The organism is Sorangium sp. So ce185 (assembly GCF_051526825.1).
Taxonomy (GTDB): Bacteria; Myxococcota_A; Polyangia; order Polyangiales; family Polyangiaceae; genus Sorangium; species Sorangium cellulosum_D.
Window position 1 is genome coordinate 10,889,579 of sequence record NZ_CP150316.1, and the last position, 17,297, is coordinate 10,906,875.

The following is a 17,297-nucleotide window of genomic DNA, read 5'->3' on the forward strand; positions in this document are numbered from 1 at the left end:
GGTTGGAGGTGTTCGTCAACCAGATGGGTGGCGAACAGTCTTCACCCAGAGATCCGCAGCACCGCGGCGATTTCGCTTGACCATGGCGACGGCACTGTGCTCGCCGGCGTGCTCCTCGATCGCTGCGGCTGCAGCGGCGGAGGGGACCGTAGCGAGTTCGCGCCCGTGCTCCCCTCGCCCGCACGGATCCCGCGCTTGGCCAGGTGGATGAGGTCGACATCGGCCGCTCCGGCTCGCGCTCGACGACCTCGACGCCGAGCCGACGCCGGCCGGGGAAGCCGGCCGCTCCGTGAGCGCGGCGAGGCCCGCACAGCGCGCCGCGCCCCCTCGTCGGTTTTCGTTTGCCTCCCGCCCGCCCGGGCAACATGGAGCGCGGCGCATGCGAACCGAGCGGCTCGCCGCTGACGCGGCATCCATCGCACGGGCGGCCGAGATCCTCCGCCGCGGAGGGCTCGTCGCCTTCCCCACGGAGACCGTGTACGGGCTCGGCGCGCGCGCCGACGACGCGGCCGCGGCGCGCGGCATCTTCGAGGCGAAGGGGAGGCCGCCCGGCAACCCGCTGATCGTCCACGTGCCGGATGTCGCGTCCGCCCGCGCGCTCGCGGAACGCTGGCCGGAGGAAGCGGAGCGCCTCGCGCAGGCGATGTGGCCGGGGCCCGTCACCCTCATCGTCGCGCGCCGGCCCGACCGCGTCGCCGACGAGGTGGCCGCCAGCGGGCCGACGGTCGCGATCCGCGTGCCCGTGCACCCGGTCGCGCGCGCCCTGCTCGACGCGGTCGGGCTGCCGATCGCCGCGCCGAGCGCCAACCGGTCCACCGCGATCTCGCCGACCACCGCCGACCACGTCGAGAAGAGCCTCGGCGGGCGCATCGACGCCATCGTCGACGGGGGGCCGACGGCGGTCGGCATCGAGTCGACCATCATCGACGTCACGACATCGCCGGCGCGGCTGCTCCGGCCGGGGTACGTGGCCGCGGAGGCGATCGCCGCCCTCGTGCCGCTCCAGACGACCGCGGGGCTGATCACCGCCACGACCGAGCGCGCGCCGGCGCCGGGGACCCACGCGCGCCACTACGCGCCGCGCGCGCAGGTGGCGCTGGTCCCCGCGGAGGCGGTCCGAGACGAGGTCGAGCGCGCCGCGCGGGGCGGGGCGCGCGCGGGCGCCATCGAGCGCGGAAGGCGCACCGCGGATGGGCCGCACGCGGAGGTGCTCCCCGGGGATCCGGCCGGCTACGCGGCGGGGCTCTACGCGGCGTTGCACCGGCTCGAGGACGCGGGATGCGATGTGATCGTGATCGCCGCCGTGCCTGAGGATCCGGCGTGGGACGCGGTGCGGGACCGGCTGACGCGCGCCTCCGCGGCGGCCTGAGCTGACCGAGGTTGAGGCTGCCGACCGAGGTTGAGGCGGCCGACCGAGGTTGCGGCGGCCGACCGAGGTTGCGGCGCCCGACCGAGGTTGCGGCGCCCGACCGAGGTTGCGGCGCCCGACCGAGGTTGCGGCGCCCGACCGAGGTTGCGGTACCCGACCGGGGTTGCGGCGCCCGACCGAGGTTGCGGTACCCGACCGGGGTTGCGCCCCCCCTCCCCCCCGGCGGCCGCCCGCAGGTGGGTTTTCACCCCCCGCCATGCCGGTTTGTGGCAAATCAGCTCCGCCCGCCCGCCGGGTGAGCTACCGTCCCTCGCGCGCCTCGCTTCTCCCTCGATCCCATGCCGGCAACGTCCCGCGCCGCCGCCCACCGCCTCGCCGCCGCCGGCGGCCTCGCCGCCCTGCTCGTCGCCGCCCCGCCGGACGCCGGCGCCAGCCTGCTCGACGAGCCGCCGAAGCGCGCGACCTTCAATCTGAACGAGACCGCCGCGCCGGAGCTGCCGCTCCTCCGCGCCTTCCGCAACGCCGCCGTCGAGCGCCCAGGTCCGCTCCGGCTCTACATGAGCAGCGCCTACGGGAAATGGCAGCACCAGCCGTGGTGGCAGCTCGCCTGGGGCAGCGCGCGCCCCCACGCCGACGCCGACCTCGGCGAGCACAGCCTCGCCGCCGCCGCCCCCGGCACCCCGGCGTTCGCCAGCGCAACCTCCCCCTTCCCCTCCCCGCTCGATCTGCCCGGGTCCCTCCACCTCGATCCGGCCGCGCCCGCGTGGCTCCGCCCGCTCGACCCGATCCTCGGCACGCCCCTCCTCGCGACCACGGGGCCGAGCCTCTCGTCGAACGGCTTCGACCTGCTCTGGGACCCGCCGAAGAAGCAGCCGCCCGACTGGCGCTGCCGCAGAGGCCCGGTCCAGTTCACCCGGTACGGCGCCCAGCACGACGCCTTCGAGCTGGTGCGATGCGACGGCTCCGTCGCGCCCGGCGCGCTCGATCGCCTGTCGATCATGGCGCGACCCCCCGAGGCGCCAGACCCGGGCGAGCTGCTGCCCGACGAGCCCAACCCAGGCACCTGGCTCCAGGCCCTCGAGTGGGTGCCCCAGGTCCGCCTCGTCCACCCGCGCCTGCTCTGGCTCCTCCAGCAGATCGCCGACGCCTTCCCGCGCCGCGCGATCCACATCTTCAGCGGCTACCGGCCGCGCCCGGCCGGCGAAGCGCCCGCCAAAGGCAAGGCCTCCGGCACCCACCACAGCCAGCACGCCGAGGGGCGCGCCATGGACATCCTCGTCATGGGCGTCCCGAACGCGGCGCTGTTCCAGTTCTGCCGCACGCTCGACGACGTGGGCTGCGGCTTCTACCCGAACAGCAAGTTCGTCCACGTCGACGTGCGCCGCCCAGGCACCGGCCGCCTCTTCTGGATCGACGCCTCCAGGCCCGGCGAGCCGTCGGAGTACGTCGATTCCTGGCCCGGTGTCGTGGAAAGCGGAGGGCTCTCCTGGGGAACGCAGGACGCGCGCTCCCCAGCGCCGGCCACGCGCTCCCCAGCGCCGTCCGCCCGCTGACGTCGCCTCCCCGCGGGCGCCCTCGCACCTCCTCCGGCTGCGTCGGCGCGATCGGGGCGCGCCGCAGCTTATTCCCGTTCCGGATGGAGAAAGCTCCAGGGCGCAGCCGCCTTGCGTCCCCGCGATCGGTGTTAAGCTTGGCTTCCCCCCGGGCGCGCGGCGCACGACGGAGGGCGGAGCTCGGCACGCCGGGCTCCGCTCCCGCACCTCCGGCGGCCAAGGCCGCCCCGCGGTCGCCCTGGAGAAAAAGGTGCGAAATGGGCGAGTTGCGGACAGGGATGGTTGACAAGATCGCGGCGATGCAGGACTTCGCGCTCTACCGCGATCTCGCGTGGGAGGGCACGTTCGAAGAGTACCTCCAGATCGTGCGCCAGAACCCGCAGGTGACGCGCAACGCGTTCCAGCGGGCGTACGACATGATCATCCGCTACGGCATCGAAGAGTACACGGACAACAAGAAGAAGCTCATCCGGTACAACTTCTTCAAGGATGAGATGCACGGCGGCGCCGACGCCGTGTACGGGCTCGACATCCCGCTGATGAGGCTCGTCCACGTGCTCCGGGCCGCCTCCGAGGGGTACGGCCCGGAGAAGCGCGTCATCCTGCTGCACGGGCCGGTCGGCTCGTCGAAGTCGACGATCGCGCGGCTCCTCAAGAAGGGGATCGAGCACTACTCGACCACCCCCGACGGCGCGCTCTACACGTTCGACTGGGTGAACCTCGACGACGTCGGCATGGCCGGGACGGAGAGCTCCCGCTTCAAGTGCCCGATGCACGAGGAGCCGCTGCGCCTCGTGCCGCCGTCCTGGCGCGACCGCGCGTTCCGCGAGCTCGGCCTGTCGAGCCCGCAGTTCCAGGTCCGCACCGAGGGCGACCTCGACCCGGCGTGCCGCTTCATCTTCAACCGCCTGATGGACAAGTACGGCGGCGACTGGTCGAAGGTCATGCAGCACGTGCGCGTGCGCCGCCTCGTGCTCAGCGAGAAGGACCGCGTCGGCATCGGCACCTTCCAGCCGAAGGACGAGAAGAACCAGGACTCGACCGAGCTCACCGGCGACATCAACTACCGCAAGATCGCCGAGTACGGCTCGGACTCGGACCCGCGCGCCTTCAACTTCGACGGCGAGTTCAACATCGCGAACCGCGGCATCGTCGAGTTCATCGAGGTGCTGAAGCTCGACGTCGCCTTCCTCTACGACCTGCTCGGCGCGTCGCAGGAGCACAAGATCAAGCCGAAGAAGTTCGCCCAGACCGACGTCGACGAGGTCATCATCGGCCACACGAACGAGGCCGAGTACAAGAAGCTCCTGAACAACGAGTTCATGGAGGCGCTCCGCGACCGCACCATCAAGATCGATATCCCCTACATCACCAAGGTGTCGGAGGAGATCCGGATCTACGAGAAGGACTTCAACAAGGAGAAGATCCGCGGCAAGCACATCGCCCCTCACACGCTCGAGGTCGCCGCGATGTGGGCCGCGCTCACCCGGCTCGAGGACCCGAAGAAGCACAACCTGTCGCTCGTCCAGAAGATGAAGCTCTACGACGGCAAGGTCCTGCCCGGCTACACGCAGGACACCGTGAAGGAGCTCCGCAAGGAGGCGTCGCGCGAGGGCATGGAAGGGATCAGCCCCCGCTACGTGCAGGACAAGATCTCGAACGCGCTCGTGAACGACCTCGGCGAGGGGACGATCAACCCCTTCATGGTCATGAGCGAGCTCGAGAAGGGCCTGCGCCACCACTCGCTCATCACGAACGACGAGCAGCGCAAGCGCTACACCGAGTGCATCGGGATGGTGAAGCGCGAGTACGAGGAGATCGTCAAGAACGAGGTGCAGCGGGCGATCAGCGCCGACGAGGACGCGATCCAGAAGCTCGCCGCGAACTACATCGACTCGATCAAGGCCTACACCCTGAAGGAGAAGGTGAAGGACCGCTTCACCCGCGAGGACGTCGAGCCGGACGAGCGGCTGATGCGCTCGATCGAGGAGAAGATCGACATCCCCGAGAACCGGAAGGACGACTTCCGCCGCGAGATCATGAACTACATCGGCGCGCTCGCGGTCGACGGCAAGAAGTTCGAGTGGCACACGAACGACCGGCTCCGCCGCGCCCTCGAGCTCAAGCTGTTCGAGGACCAGAAGGACGCGATCAAGCTCCAGACCCTGGTGTCGAGCGTCATCGACAAGGAGACGCAGGAGAAGATCGACATCATCAAGACCCGGATGATCAAGTACTTCGGGTACAACGAGGTCTCGGCGCGCGACGTGCTCGACTACGTGGCCAGCATCTACGCGCGCGGCGACACGAAGTAGCCGCCCCGGGCGCGGCGCCTCGCGCGCCGCGCCCCCCCGCGCGCCGCGCCCCCTCGCGCCTCACCCCTCGCGCCTGAGCTTCGCGATCTCGCGCTCCAGCGACGCCACCGTCCGCTTGAGGTCGCGGACCTCCTCGACGGTCGCCAGGCCCATCGCCTTCGCGAACGTCTCCTTCTGCTCCGCCGTGAACGAGGAGACCCGACCGGGCACGCTCATCGCCGTCATGAACAGCCGCATGAACCGCTCGTCCTGCATCAGCTTCGCCACGTTCGGGTTCGCGGCGAGCTTCATCCCCTCGGAGACCAGTTTGTCCTTGAGCGCCATGCGCGCAGCCTAGCCGACTTTCGACCGGGCGCGTCAGCCCACCTCGACCAGGACCGCGGTGATGTTGTCCCGCCCCCCGCGCCGGTTCGCGAGCTCGATGAAGAGGTCGACCGCCGTGTCCCCGCCCTTCGAGGCGATGCTCGCGATCTCCTCCTCGGCGTGGAGATAGCCGTGCAGCCCGTCGGAGCAGAGCAGGTATCGATCGCCCGCCTCCACGGCCACGATCGAGGTGTCGACCTCGACATAGTCCCTGTTGCCCACCGCGCGCGTGATCACGTTGCGGTGCGGCGAGCTCCTCGCCTCGTCCGGGGAGATGAGCCCGTTCTTGATCTGCCACGCGATCAGCGTGTGGTCCTCGGTCATCTGCACCGCGGTCCCGTTGCGCACCTGGTAGATGCGGCTGTCGCCCACCTGGCCGGTCACGAGCGCGCCGCCCACGATGAGCGCGGCGCTGATCGTCGTGCCCATGCCGCTCTTGTCGCGGTCGAGCTCGGCAATGGCGAAGACCATGTACGTCGCCGCCTGGATCGCGCCCTCGAGGATCCGCAGCACGGCGCGCGCCTTGGGCTGCGTGAGCGGCGCGTCGGGATCGCCGATGGCGGGCAGCCCCCGCTTGACCATGCCGTAGATCGTCTCGACCGCCTCGGCGCTCGCGACCTCGCCCGCCGCGTGCCCGCCCATCCCGTCCGCGACGATGTACAAGCGGAGCTCGTCGTCCCGGAAGAACGCGTCCTCATTGGCGCGCCGGTGGCGCCCGACGTCGGTGCGGCCAAATGATTGGATCCTCATCGAGCTTGCCCGGTCCTTCGATCGCCGCCCGTGGGGAGAGCCCCGAGGCGCCGGCGCGACTATCGCACGATAAACTTCTTCAGCGGGGCCTGTCGAGTGGGCTACGGCTCGGTTAGGATGGACCCGCCAGCCATGGCACGAAGCTTCTCCGCCACCTGTGGGCCGGATGGCCTTCTCCACCACCTGGCCGACCTGCGCAGCGCCGTCCCGTCGGCCTCGGGCGGGGTCGTCTTCGTCTCCGGGCAGCTCGCCCAGCGCGCCTCGGGCGTCGCCGAGCTCGTCCGTAGCACGTGGCGCGGCATCCCCGCCTGCGTCGTGCCCGCCGCGGGCGTGCTCAGCGAGCGCGGCGAGATCGAGGGGGACACCGGCGCGAGCGGGGTGCTCTGGTCCGGCGGGCAGGCCACGCCGTTCGCGCTGCCCGATCGCGCCGAGGAGCCGGTCCGCCTCCTGCGCGAGACCCTCGGCCGCATCGTCGGCCGCCGCTCCGCGACCGCGATCCTCTTCGTACGGCCCGGGGCGTTCGCCCCCGACACGCTCGAGGCGCTCGCCTCCACCGCGCCCAGCACGTGCCTGTTCGGCGCCGGCACCGCGTCCGGCGCCGCCATCGGCGTCACCGCCCAGGGCGAGCTGCTCGAGGGCCCGACGGTCGCCCTCGCCATCACCGGGCTCGCCCCGCCCCTCGTCGACGCCTCGCCGGCCGTCCGGCTGCTCTCCGGCTTCCACCCCATCGAGGACGTGAGCGGCGGCGTCGTGCTCCGCGCCGGCGGGCGGCCGGCGCTCGACCTGCTGTCCGCCGCGACCGCCGCGCTCGGCGAGCAGCCGAGCCCCCAGCACCTCGTCCTCGCCGCGCTCGCCGACCCGGCCGATCCGCGCGGCGACGCGGCCGATCCGCGGGGCGACGTCGCCGCCCAGGCGACGCCCCGCGACGCGCGGTACGTGCTGCGGCCGGTCCGCGGCGTCGATCCGTCGCGGCGCGGGCTCCTGCTCGGCGACGACGCGAGGCCCGGGGTGCGCCTCGCCTTCGCGGTGCGCGACGCCGCCGCCGCCCGCGCCGGGCTCGAGGGGATCGCCCGGCAGGTGTCCCAGAGCGCGCTCGGGTCGGCCCCGCGCTTCGCGCTGTACCTGAGCTGCGCCGGGCGCGGCCAGGGCCTGTACGGGGCGCCCGACGTCGAGGCGCGCATCCTGCGCCAGCGCTTCGCGGATCTCCCGATCGCCGGCATGCACTCGAGCTTCGAGATCGCCCCCTGGGCGCCGGGCCAGGCCAGGCTCGCCCTCTACACCGGCGTGCTCGCGCTCTTCCGCGCGCCGAGCTGAGCGCCGCGCGCGGCGCCGGGCCGAGCGCCGCGCGGGCGGCGGCGAGCGCAGCGCCGGGCCCCGCGCGGACACACGGCGCGTCAGCGCTCGCGGTACACCGCGACCACGGCGGAGGCCCGCCGCTGCACCTCGGCCTGGATCGCCGCGTAGCGCGGGTCCGCGCGCAGCGAGGCGAAGACGGGGCAGCCCTCCATCCAGACCAGGTCGAACAGGCCGTCGGCCAGCGAGAGCTCGAGCGCCTGCAGCGCGAGCGCCGATTTGCCCAGGAAGGCCGCGAGCTCCGCCTGGAGCTGCCGCAGGAACGACGTGCGCCGCAGCGCCGTGACGGGCGCGCTCGGGCCCGGCGTCAGCGTGGGCCGGTCGTCCGACAGCCGATCCGAAAGGACGTCCTCGATCAGCGGCACGAACGGGTCGGGGGCGTACGGGAAGGCGTCGCGCACGCGCCGCTGCGAGAGCGCCGCGAGCACCTCCGGGTCGCGCTGCCACATCACCTTGCGCATCCGGTAGACCGCGGGTCCTGATCCGCTGCCCGAGTTCGGCAGCGCCCTGATCACGTCCTCGCCGTCCGACCACCGGTCCTGGAGCGCGTACGCGCGCGCCAGCGCATACGCCGCGAGCACCACCTCGGGATCGCGCGCCAGCGCGGACCGCGCACGCCGCGCGCCCTCCTCGAACGCGCCGCACTCGAGCAGGATGGTGCCGATGAGGCCCTCCGCCTCGGCGTTCCCGGATTGGGACGCGAGCGCGGCCTTGAGCTCCCGCATCGCCCCGATGACGTCGAGGCGCTGGAACCGCACCGACGCCATCGCGAGCCGCGCGTCCGGCAGCCCGGGCGCCGCGGCGGCGGCGCGCGCCGCCGCCTGTATGGCCAGATCGCCCCCCTGATCCGTGAAGAACCAGAAGCGCGAGCGCGCGAGCGCATACGCCGACAGGATCATCGGATCCTCGGGCGCGCGCGCGAGCGCCTGCTCGAAGAGCTCGATCGCGCGCGCCTGGTGCTCCGGCCAGTACCTCCGGTACTCGTGGCGCCCGCGCAGGAACAGGTCGAGCGCGACCGGATCGCTCGGCGCCGTGCGGCTCGGCGCGGCCGCGTCGAGGGTCAGCGCCGCGGCGACCGCCTCGGCCACCTCGTCGTTGATCCGCAGCACCTCGGCCTCGGGGCGGTCGAAGCGCTTCGCCCACAGCTGGAACCCGTCGGCGACGCAGACGAGCCGCGCGCTGATCCGCACCGTCCCGTCGCGCCGCCGCACCGAGCCGCCGACGACCACCTGCACCCCGAGCTCGCGCCCGAGCTCGCGCAGATCGACCTCGCCGTCCGGGCGCCGCGGCAGCGACCCGCGCGACCTCACCCGCAGGCCCCGGGTCATCGAGAGCGTGTCGATGAGATCGTCGGTCAGCTCCTCGGCCAGGTACGCGTCGGACGGCGCGCCCTGGTTCGCGAACGGGAGGACCGCCACGCTCTTGCCGCCCGGATCGTTCGACGAGGAGATCGGCCCCGAGATGACCCCGGAGACCCCGGAGATCGCCGTCCGCTCGTGCGGCGGCGTGAACGCCGGCGGGACGATCGTGGCCGGGCGCGTGAGCGACGCGAGCTCCTGCGCGGCGCTCTCGACGGACGCGTACCTCTCGTCGCGCGAGCGGGCCATGCAGCGGAGCACCACGCGCGCGAGCGCGTCGGGCAGGTCGGCGCGCCGGCGCCGCGGGTCCGGAGGGTCGGAGACGAGCCGCGCCGCGGCGACGGCGAGCGGCGCGTCGCCCTGCCACGCGCGCTCGCCCGTGAGCATCTCGTAGAGCATGGCGCCGAGCGCGTAGACGTCGGCGCGCGCGTCGATGTCCGCGGCGCCCTGCACCTGCTCGGGCGCCATGTACGCCGGCGTCCCCATGACCGCGCCGAGCGTCTTGCCCGCCTCGCCGTCGGGCACGATCGCGCGCGCGATCCCGAAGTCGGTCAGGACGACGCGCCCGTCGCGCCCGAGCAGCACGTTGTCCGGCTTGAGGTCGCGGTGGATGACGCCGGCCCGGTGCGCGGCCACGAGCCCCGCGCACACGGCCTCGACGATGTCCATGACGCGGGCCACGGCGAGCCGCCGCTCGCGCGCGAGGAGCGCGGCGAGCGCCTCGCCGTCGATGAACTCCATCGTCAGGAACCGGTCGCCCTCGTGCTCGCCGATGTCGAAGACGCGCGCCACGTTCGGGTGCGTCACCTTGCGCGACAGCCGCACCTCGCGCCGGAACCGATCGATCACCTCGGGCGCGCCGCTGAGCTCGCGCCGCAGCACCTTGACGGCGACGACCTCCTCGAGCTCCAGGTCGCGCGCGCGGTACACGCTCCCCATGCCGCCGATGCCGACCAGCCCGAGGAGCTCGTACCGGCCGGCGAGGACCTGGCGCGGGCCGGTCTCCGCGGCGGCGTTCGCGGGCTCGGCCCCCGCCCGGGCGCCGCTCGCCGGGAGCGGTGTGTCGTGGATCGTGTCGTCCTTGAAGCTCTGCGGCATAGGGGATTCCGGGCAGTCGCCCCCGCGCCCTGAGGTTAGCCCGGATCCGCGGGGCGAGCATTCGGTCGCCGCGGGAGCTCCGGCGCGGAGGTGCTAGTGTCCGCCGAGCATGGCAGAGGCGTCGAGCGCCATCGCGGTGGAATCGCTCTCCAAATCGTACCAGGTCCACGAGCGCGCCCCCGGCTTCGGGGCCATGGTGCGCTCGGTCTTCCGGCGTCGCACCCGGCTCGTCCACGCGGTCGAGGACCTCTCGTTCTCGATCGCGCCCGGCGAGCGCGTCGGCTTCCTGGGCCCGAACGGCGCCGGCAAGACGACGACGCTGAAGGTCCTGTCCGGCCTGCTCCACCCGTCGGGCGGCCGGGTCCGTGTGGCGGGCTTCGTCCCACAGCACCGCGAGGTCGGCTTCCTCAAGCGGATCACCCTCGTCATGGGCCAGAAGCAGCAGCTCCTCTGGGACCTCCCCCCCGCCGAGACCTTCGCCCTGAACCGCGCCATCTACGGGATCAGTGAGGCGGATTTCAAGCAGACGCTCGGTGAGCTGGAAGACCTGCTCGGGATCGCCGCCATCGCCTCGAAGCCGACGCGGCAGCTCTCGCTCGGCGAGCGCATGAAGTGCGAGCTCGCGGCCGCCCTGCTGCACCGGCCGGAGATCCTGTTCCTCGACGAGCCGACGATCGGGCTCGACGTGGCGATGCAGCTCAGCGTGCGGGAGTTCATCCGCCGCTACAACGAGCAGCGCGGGGCCACGGTGGTGCTGACGTCCCACTACATGGACGACGTGGCGGCGCTCTGTCCCCGGGTCATCGTCATCGACAAGGGGCGGCTGCGCTACGACGGCGACCTCGCGGCGCTCGCGCGCAGCGTGCGGCCGCACAAGCGGATCGCGCTGCGCTTCGGCGGCCCCGTCGACCGGGCGCTCCTCGAGCGGGTCGGCGCCGTGCTCTCGTTCGATCCGGGCCGCGCGGTGCTGCAGGTGCCGCAGGAGGAGCTGCGCCAGGCCATGTCGTGGCTGCTCGGCCAGACCGACATCGCGGATCTCACGGTCGAGGATCCTCCCCTGGAGGAGGTGATGCGGGAGCTCTTCGCGGGCGAGGGGCGGGCCGGCGAGCCGGCGGGCGCCGCGGGCGAGGCCGCGTCGTGAGCGCGCTCTCCAGGGCGGCCCGGGCGTTCCCGACGCTGCTCCGCGTCGGGGTCGCGGCCGCGATGGCGTACCGGGCCGAGATGCTGATCTGGATGCTCACGACGACGATGCCGCTCGTGAGCCTCGCGCTCTGGTCGGCGGTGGCGGCGAGCGCGCCGGTCGGCCGCTTCGGGGCGAGCGACTTCACCGCGTATTTCCTGGCGATCCTCATCGTCCGGCAGATGACCGGCTCGTGGCTCGTGTGGGAGCTGAACATGGAGATCAAGAGCGGCGCCCTCTCGCAGCGCCTGCTCAGGCCGATCCACCCGCTCATCTCCTTCGCCGCCGACAACCTCGCCGCGCTCCCGCTGCGGGCGGCGCTCTGCCTGCCCATCGCGATCGTCGCCCTCGCCGTCACCTCGGGCGAGCGGTTCCAGCCGACGCCCCTCGAGCTCGGGATCTGGGCGGCGTCGCTCGTCGGCGCCTGGATGATCAACTTCTTCACGATGGCGCTGATCGGCTCGCTCGCGTTCGTGATCGAGAGCTCGACCGCGGTGTTCGACGTCTACCTCGCGGCCTTCATGGTCTTCGCCGGCTACCTCGTCCCGCTCGAGCTGTTCCCCGGGTGGCTCGGCGACGTCGCGCGGGCCCTGCCGTTCCGGTACAGCCTCGCGTTCCCGGTCGAGCTCATCACCGGCCTGCTCGCCCCGGGCCGCGCGCTCACCGAGCTCGCGGTGCAGTGGGCGTTCGCGCTCTTCACGGCCGCGGCGGCGCTCGTCGCGTGGCGCGCGGGCGTCCGGCGGTTCTCGGCGTTCGGCGGGTGAGCGGCGTGCGTTACCTCCGGCTCCTCGCGACGCAGCTGCGCGTCTCGCTCGCGCTCGGCATGCAGTACCGGTGGGATTTCCTGCTCGGCGCGGTGATGACCGTCATCTGGACGCTGGTCGGGCTCGTCCCGCTCCACATCGCGCTCGCCGCCCGCCCGCCGGTCCAGGGATGGACGTACGAGCGCGCGCTCGTCGTGGTCGGGTGGTTCACGCTCCTCAAGGGCATCCTGGAGGGGGCCGTGAACCCGTCGCTCATCAGCGTGGTCGACCAGATCCGCAAGGGCACGCTCGACTTCACGCTGCTCAAGCCGGCGGACGCGCAGTTCCTCGTCTCCACGGCCCGGTTCGAGGTCCGCAAGGTCGTGGACGCCGCGGCCGCGGCGGCGATCTTCGTCTATGCGTTCACGAAGATGGGGCGCGCCCCCGCGCCCTTCGACCTGGCGCTCTCGCTGTGCCTGCTCGTGACGGCGACGCTGGTGCTCTACTCCATCTGCATCCTGGTCATCTCCGCCGCGTTCTGGGTCGTGCGCCTCGACAACCTGGCTTACCTCTTCAACTCCCTGTTCGATTTCGCGCGCTGGCCGGTCACGATCTTCAACGGGTTCTGGCGCATCGCGTTCACCGTTGTCATCCCGCTCGCGCTGATGACCACCTATCCGGCGGAGGCGATGCTCGGCACCATCGCCCCGCGCACGGCCGCCGCCGCGGCGCTCGGGGCGCTCGCCTTCGGCGCCGTCGGCCGCGCGGTGTGGAAACGGGCGATAGGGCGGTATACCTCCGCGTCGAGCTGAGCGCCGTGAGGCCTTCCGGCGCACGGCGCCGCGCACTAGGCTTGTCGACTGACCTCCTGGCGCGAGGAGGGGGCGGCAGCGGGAAGGAGCCATGGTGGAGCACGGAGGGCTGACGCTCGAGGAGTTTGGCCGGAACCTCCTCGATCTCACGATGACGGACGACGTGATTCGCCGGCGAGCGAACTCGCTCCTGCCGCTCGCGCGCCGCGAGGAGCGGGAGCTCAAGATCCTCGGGAAGCCGTCGCGCCTCACGGTCGACTTCCAGATCGGCGACGCGACGGTGACGCGCGGCGTGAGCGTCGCGGTCGACGTCTCGATCCCGCAGGTCCTCACGGTCCGGGTCGATACGGCCGGGGAGGCCGACGCGGCGGAGCACCGGCTCGACGCGACGATCGTGCTGCGCATCACGCCGAGGCCGCGCGCGCCGCTCGGGATCTACCTCGACGTGGCGGAGCCGGCGGCGGGGTCGGTGCTGTTCGCCGAGTCGCAGATCGGCGCGAAGGACTACCTGCGCGCGCGTATCGAAGAGGAGGTGCGGAAGGAGCTCCTCCGCCTGGTGCGCGCCCGGATCGCGGAGACCGAGGCCGAGCGCACCCTCGATCTGGAGGAGCCGCTCGCCCGGGCGCTCGGGGCCGCTTTCGCCGACCCGGGCGGCCGCGAGGCGCCGCCGCCGAGCCGGCTGCGCGGCGCCGGCGCCGCGTTCCAGCAGGGCGGCGCGGCTTCGCACGGCGCTCCGGCCGGCGGGCTGGACGCGCAGCTGCGGACGTTCGGGAACGCCATGCCCCTCCAGGTGTGGACCGCGCGCCCGGACGGCAAGCTGAACTTCGTGAACCAGGCCGTCCTCGACTACTTCGATCGCACGGAAGACCAGATGCTCGGCGAGGGCTGGCTCTCCATGCTGCACCCGGACGACGTCCAGAAGACGATCGCGGTGTGGACCCGGAGCCTGGAGACCGGGCAGCCGTACGAGACGGAGTTCCGCCTGCGGCGCGCGAGCGACCAGAGCTACCGCGAGCACGTGGTGAGGGCGCTGCCGCAGCGCGACGCGGCGGGGAACATCGTGCTGTGGATCGGCGGCACCACCGACGTGGCCGAGCTGCGCCGGGCCGAGGCCGCCCTGCGGCGGAGCGAGGCGCGTTACCGGCTCTTCGCGGAGGGGTCGAACGAGGGCATCTGGTTCTGGAACATCCGCGAGGATACCACGGAGTGGAGCGATCGCATGCTCGAGATGATGGGCGTCAGCCGCGAGGCGTGGGGCGGGACGTTCATGAGCTTCTTCGAGCGCTTGCACCCCGACGATCGGGGCCTCATGCAGGCCGCGCTCAAGGCGCACCTCGAGGAGCGGCGGCCCTTCGCGATCGAGTACCGGCTGCGGCACGGGGACGGGGAGTATCGCGACGTGTTCACCCGCGGCATGGCGGAGTGGGACGAGCGGGGCGTGCCGTTCCAGATGGCGGGCGGCGCGACCGACGTCACGGAGCAGAAGCGCCACCAGGCCATGCTGAAGGAGCGGCTCGAGATCATCGAGCGGCAGCAGGAGGCGATCCGCGCGCTGTCGACGCCGATCATCGAGGTCTGGAAGGGGGTCCTGACGATGCCGGTGCTCGGCGTGCTGGACGAGCAGCGCTCGCAGCAGATGATGGAGGTGCTGCTCGAGGCCGTGGCGCGGACCCGCTGCCGTCACGCGATCATCGATCTCACCGGTGTGAGCGCGCTGGACGCGGCCACGGCCGATCATGTGCTGAGGCTCATCGACGCCGTCGCGATGCTCGGCGCGCAGGGGATCGTCGTCGGCATCCGGCCCGAGGTGGCGCAGACGGTGGTGTCGCTCGGGCTCGATCTGTCGAACATCAAGACGCTCTCGAACCTGCGGGAGGCGCTCCTCTTCGCGATGCAGTCGAGCGGGGTGTCGGTCCGGAGGCGCCGGAGGCGGCGCGATCTGCGCGAGGACGAGGACGAGGCGCCGCGCGCGCGAGAGCCGCTGCCCGAGCGCGACGGGTGACGGGCGGCGCGGCCGTACCACGTCGCGCAGGTTCATCCGTGGTGCATGTGAGGTGATGCCGAGCTGCCCGGCCCCGCCGCGCACCCTCCACGGGGGCCTGCGGTGGATGGGGGAATAGGGAGGAATCTGAGAGACGCGGTGCGACCTCTCCGGGCGACTCCTCATGATGCCCCCGCGTGATCGCGACCGATGGCGGAGCGTCCTTGGGAGCCGATGGATCGGTAGAAATCGATCTGTTACACCTCGCGCCGAGCGGACTTCTCGGCACTCAACCCGCTGCGCGCCCACCGCTCCGCCCTCGTCGCCATCGCTTCCTCTTTCGTCGCGACGGCGACAGGCAACCGGCCGCCGGGACGGGCACGAGGCCCTTCCGTAGGCGGTTGCCCACGCAGACCAGCAAGATTGCGACGCTATTTCTGTTTACACGCCCGCGCGCTAGTGTTATTTGGATTACTAATTTCCGACAATTTCGCGAGCCGTGCATCTACGTGAGCGGTTGGGTCAGAGTTGCGCTCTCCGGCTTCCCAGGCCAGATGGGGCGCGAATCCGACCTATCTCTTTACAGTTAGCGACCGCCAGAACGAACGACTCACGATAATGCGATAGCCGCACTCGAGAACAAAAATCCATCACCACAAGCGAGACTAAGCGTAGCGTCCCATGCTGCGCTCGATAGAGGGGTACTGTGAAGAAAGCCAGGGATTTCGCTGCCGGATTCGCCGTTGCCTTCATGCTGGCCACCGTATCGGACGGATTGGCGGAGGTAGTCCGCTATTCCGCATTCAACTGCCACGGGGGGTTCGCCTGGCCCAGCGGTGGCGCAGCTATAGCTACCGGCCTCAACACGTCCTACGACCTCGATGATTTGCGGTACGACCCGGTGCACTGCCCTCACAACAGCTCAGCGAGCTTTCCTCTAACTGATGTTGAGAACGTAGTCATACAGGTCTATCTTCCTGAGGCGCAGACGCAGGCTTACAATGGAGGCGCGAAGGCCTGCGTGAGCTGGTCTTACACTTCAGGCGGAACGTCGATCTACGGCGCCGCATGTGATGATCTTCTAGAGTGGAGTCCGACTGCGGTAGGCGGAACTGAACTGACGCTGAGCCATACAGGATTCGATCTGGACGAGTGGCACGCCCATCCGGCCGGATTCCCTTACATCATTGTCTACCCTGGTGGCCGGCTTGGGAATCCTAATATTCCGACAATATCATCGGCCACCGTTGTTGGATATAAGGTTTTGGACACCTAGTCCGAACTGTTCGCGAGGTCGGTGCTTCGTGAATCTTTTGCGACGAAGAATGCCTGCTCCACTGCGGCGACGGAGATGCGGCAGCGCATCAAAGCAATGACGAGCCGACTCGGTCCTTGTGAAGGGCCATTCCTGGGCCCTCTGGCTGATGTTCTCCAGGCTGGCAAGGTTCTGTCCGTTGCTGAGTCAGGAGCGGCTGTTTAGAGCCGATGCAGTCCGTGGTGGGAACGAAGCGGCGCGGCCTCTCGCCGCCCCCACCCGGGCGCGCTGCACGTCCACGGCCGGGTCGTAGCTAGCGGCCGCGGAGTGTGGCAGCAAGGTCAGCCAGCGAGGAGCAGGTCGAGTTCTCCTGGGCGGCGCCGAACCCGCGTGCTGACGAAGTACTTCTTGGAAGCGAGTTCGATGACCCGCGAACGGGGTCCATGCGCCAGCAGCGGAGCAGGTGCAGGTGGGGTTGAGCCGCCCCGGATGATGTCGAGGCTCAAGCAGCCGAGCTCGATATCATTTGCAGTCGGTGAAAAGAACCGTCGACGAGATATCCTCCGTCTGACCCGAAGGAACCTTCATTATGGCCTCCACATCGCATCGAACGGAGTAGCGTGCGTGCGCGACCTGGTTAACGTGCTGGGTAGCAGCCTGCGGGCTGGACGACACGATCTCGGCCATGCAGAGGTGATCCTTGCATTGCACGGATTGAACATCGAAGCTGAATTTCTCAGCCATCGTCATCAAATCGGATTTCAGCCCTCGCACGGCTTGCGAGCCCCATGCGGAGTCTGGCGGCATCGCTGAGAACTCTTCCACTATTGACGTAAATCGCTTCAGTGATTTCTCTTCCGCAGCGCCGTCCGCCGCAGCCGGGCCATCTTTGGGCTCACCCGTGGCCTGAGGTTCCGACTCACCCGTAGGTTGCCCTGCGCCCTCGGCGTTCGCCAGAGCTCGCTCGACGAGAGCCAGTCGATTGTTCAGCTTCACGATGTCTGCGCCTGACGCTTCTATGGACGCTGGACGATCCTGGGGCGCCTTGGCCGCGCGTGCGGTGTCCGGCGGACCAGAGGACCTGAGCTGGCCTACTAGAACCGCCGCAGCGATTCCCGCGCCCACACCCACCAGACCCACAGCCAACGAGCTCACACGCGACATCAA

At 70.9% G+C, this 17,297-nt stretch carries 13 protein-coding genes; 9 read left to right on the forward strand and 4 right to left on the reverse strand.

Features of this window, described 5'->3' with window-relative positions:
• Positions 1-379: 379 nt before the first annotated feature.
• The 3 genes from WMF26_RS40130 to WMF26_RS40140 all read left to right on the forward strand — a co-directional run bounded on the left by WMF26_RS40130 (position 380) and on the right by WMF26_RS40140 (position 5,237).
• Positions 380-1,369: an L-threonylcarbamoyladenylate synthase gene (locus tag WMF26_RS40130; RefSeq protein WP_437997041.1), complete on the forward strand. Its 990-nt coding sequence runs from the start codon at positions 380-382 to the stop codon at positions 1,367-1,369.
• A gap of 338 nt (positions 1,370-1,707) precedes the next feature.
• Positions 1,708-2,922, forward strand: coding sequence for a YcbK family protein (locus tag WMF26_RS40135; protein ID WP_437997042.1), 1,215 nt, complete (start codon positions 1,708-1,710; stop codon positions 2,920-2,922).
• 257 nt (positions 2,923-3,179) lie between these two features.
• Entirely contained in the window at positions 3,180-5,237 is a 2,058-nt protein-coding gene (locus tag WMF26_RS40140) for a PrkA family serine protein kinase (protein WP_061626070.1), read from the forward strand.
• 60 nt (positions 5,238-5,297) lie between these two features.
• Here WMF26_RS40140 and WMF26_RS40145 read toward each other — a convergent pair whose 3' ends face one another.
• Positions 5,298-5,561: a hypothetical protein gene (locus WMF26_RS40145; RefSeq protein ID WP_020740040.1), complete on the reverse strand. Its 264-nt coding sequence runs from the start codon at positions 5,559-5,561 to the stop codon at positions 5,298-5,300.
• 33 nt (positions 5,562-5,594) lie between these two features.
• Positions 5,595-6,350, reverse strand: coding sequence for a PP2C family protein-serine/threonine phosphatase (locus tag WMF26_RS40150; protein ID WP_061626069.1), 756 nt, complete (start codon positions 6,348-6,350; stop codon positions 5,595-5,597).
• A gap of 132 nt (positions 6,351-6,482) precedes the next feature.
• Between WMF26_RS40150 and WMF26_RS40155 the strand changes: the two genes are divergently transcribed.
• On the forward strand, positions 6,483-7,664 hold the full coding sequence (locus tag WMF26_RS40155) for an FIST C-terminal domain-containing protein (RefSeq protein ID WP_437997043.1): 1,182 nt from the start codon (positions 6,483-6,485) through the stop codon (positions 7,662-7,664).
• Between the two features lie 80 nt (positions 7,665-7,744).
• Here the strand turns inward: WMF26_RS40155 and WMF26_RS40160 are convergent, their stop codons facing one another.
• Positions 7,745-10,159, reverse strand: a complete 2,415-nt coding sequence (locus tag WMF26_RS40160; RefSeq protein WP_437997044.1) for a protein kinase domain-containing protein — start codon at positions 10,157-10,159, stop codon at positions 7,745-7,747.
• Between the two features lie 109 nt (positions 10,160-10,268).
• On the opposite strand from WMF26_RS40160, the gene WMF26_RS40165 reads away from it, so the two are divergent.
• The 5 genes from WMF26_RS40165 to WMF26_RS40185 all read left to right on the forward strand — a co-directional run bounded on the left by WMF26_RS40165 (position 10,269) and on the right by WMF26_RS40185 (position 16,151).
• Positions 10,269-11,300, forward strand: a complete 1,032-nt coding sequence (locus tag WMF26_RS40165; RefSeq protein WP_061626066.1) for an ABC transporter ATP-binding protein — start codon at positions 10,269-10,271, stop codon at positions 11,298-11,300.
• Positions 11,297-12,103, forward strand: a complete 807-nt coding sequence (locus WMF26_RS40170) for an ABC transporter permease (protein WP_437333428.1) — start codon at positions 11,297-11,299, stop codon at positions 12,101-12,103. The genes WMF26_RS40165 and WMF26_RS40170 overlap by 4 nt, the downstream gene beginning before the upstream one ends.
• A 5-nt stretch (positions 12,104-12,108) precedes the next feature.
• A complete protein-coding gene (locus WMF26_RS40175) occupies positions 12,109-12,894 on the forward strand; it encodes an ABC transporter permease (RefSeq protein WP_437322100.1) in 786 nt (261 codons plus the stop codon).
• Between the two features lie 91 nt (positions 12,895-12,985).
• The gene (locus WMF26_RS40180) at positions 12,986-14,896 is read left to right on the forward strand and encodes a PAS domain-containing protein (protein ID WP_437997045.1); all 1,911 of its coding nucleotides are present in this window, start codon (positions 12,986-12,988) and stop codon (positions 14,894-14,896) included.
• 685 nt (positions 14,897-15,581) lie between these two features.
• Positions 15,582-16,151, forward strand: a complete 570-nt coding sequence (locus WMF26_RS40185) for a hypothetical protein (protein WP_437997046.1) — start codon at positions 15,582-15,584, stop codon at positions 16,149-16,151.
• 501 nt (positions 16,152-16,652) lie between these two features.
• On the opposite strand, the gene WMF26_RS40190 is transcribed toward WMF26_RS40185, so the two are convergent.
• Complete coding sequence (locus tag WMF26_RS40190; RefSeq protein WP_437997047.1) at positions 16,653-17,126, reverse strand: hypothetical protein; 474 nt, start codon at positions 17,124-17,126, stop codon at positions 16,653-16,655.
• Positions 17,127-17,297: the final 171 nt, after the last annotated feature.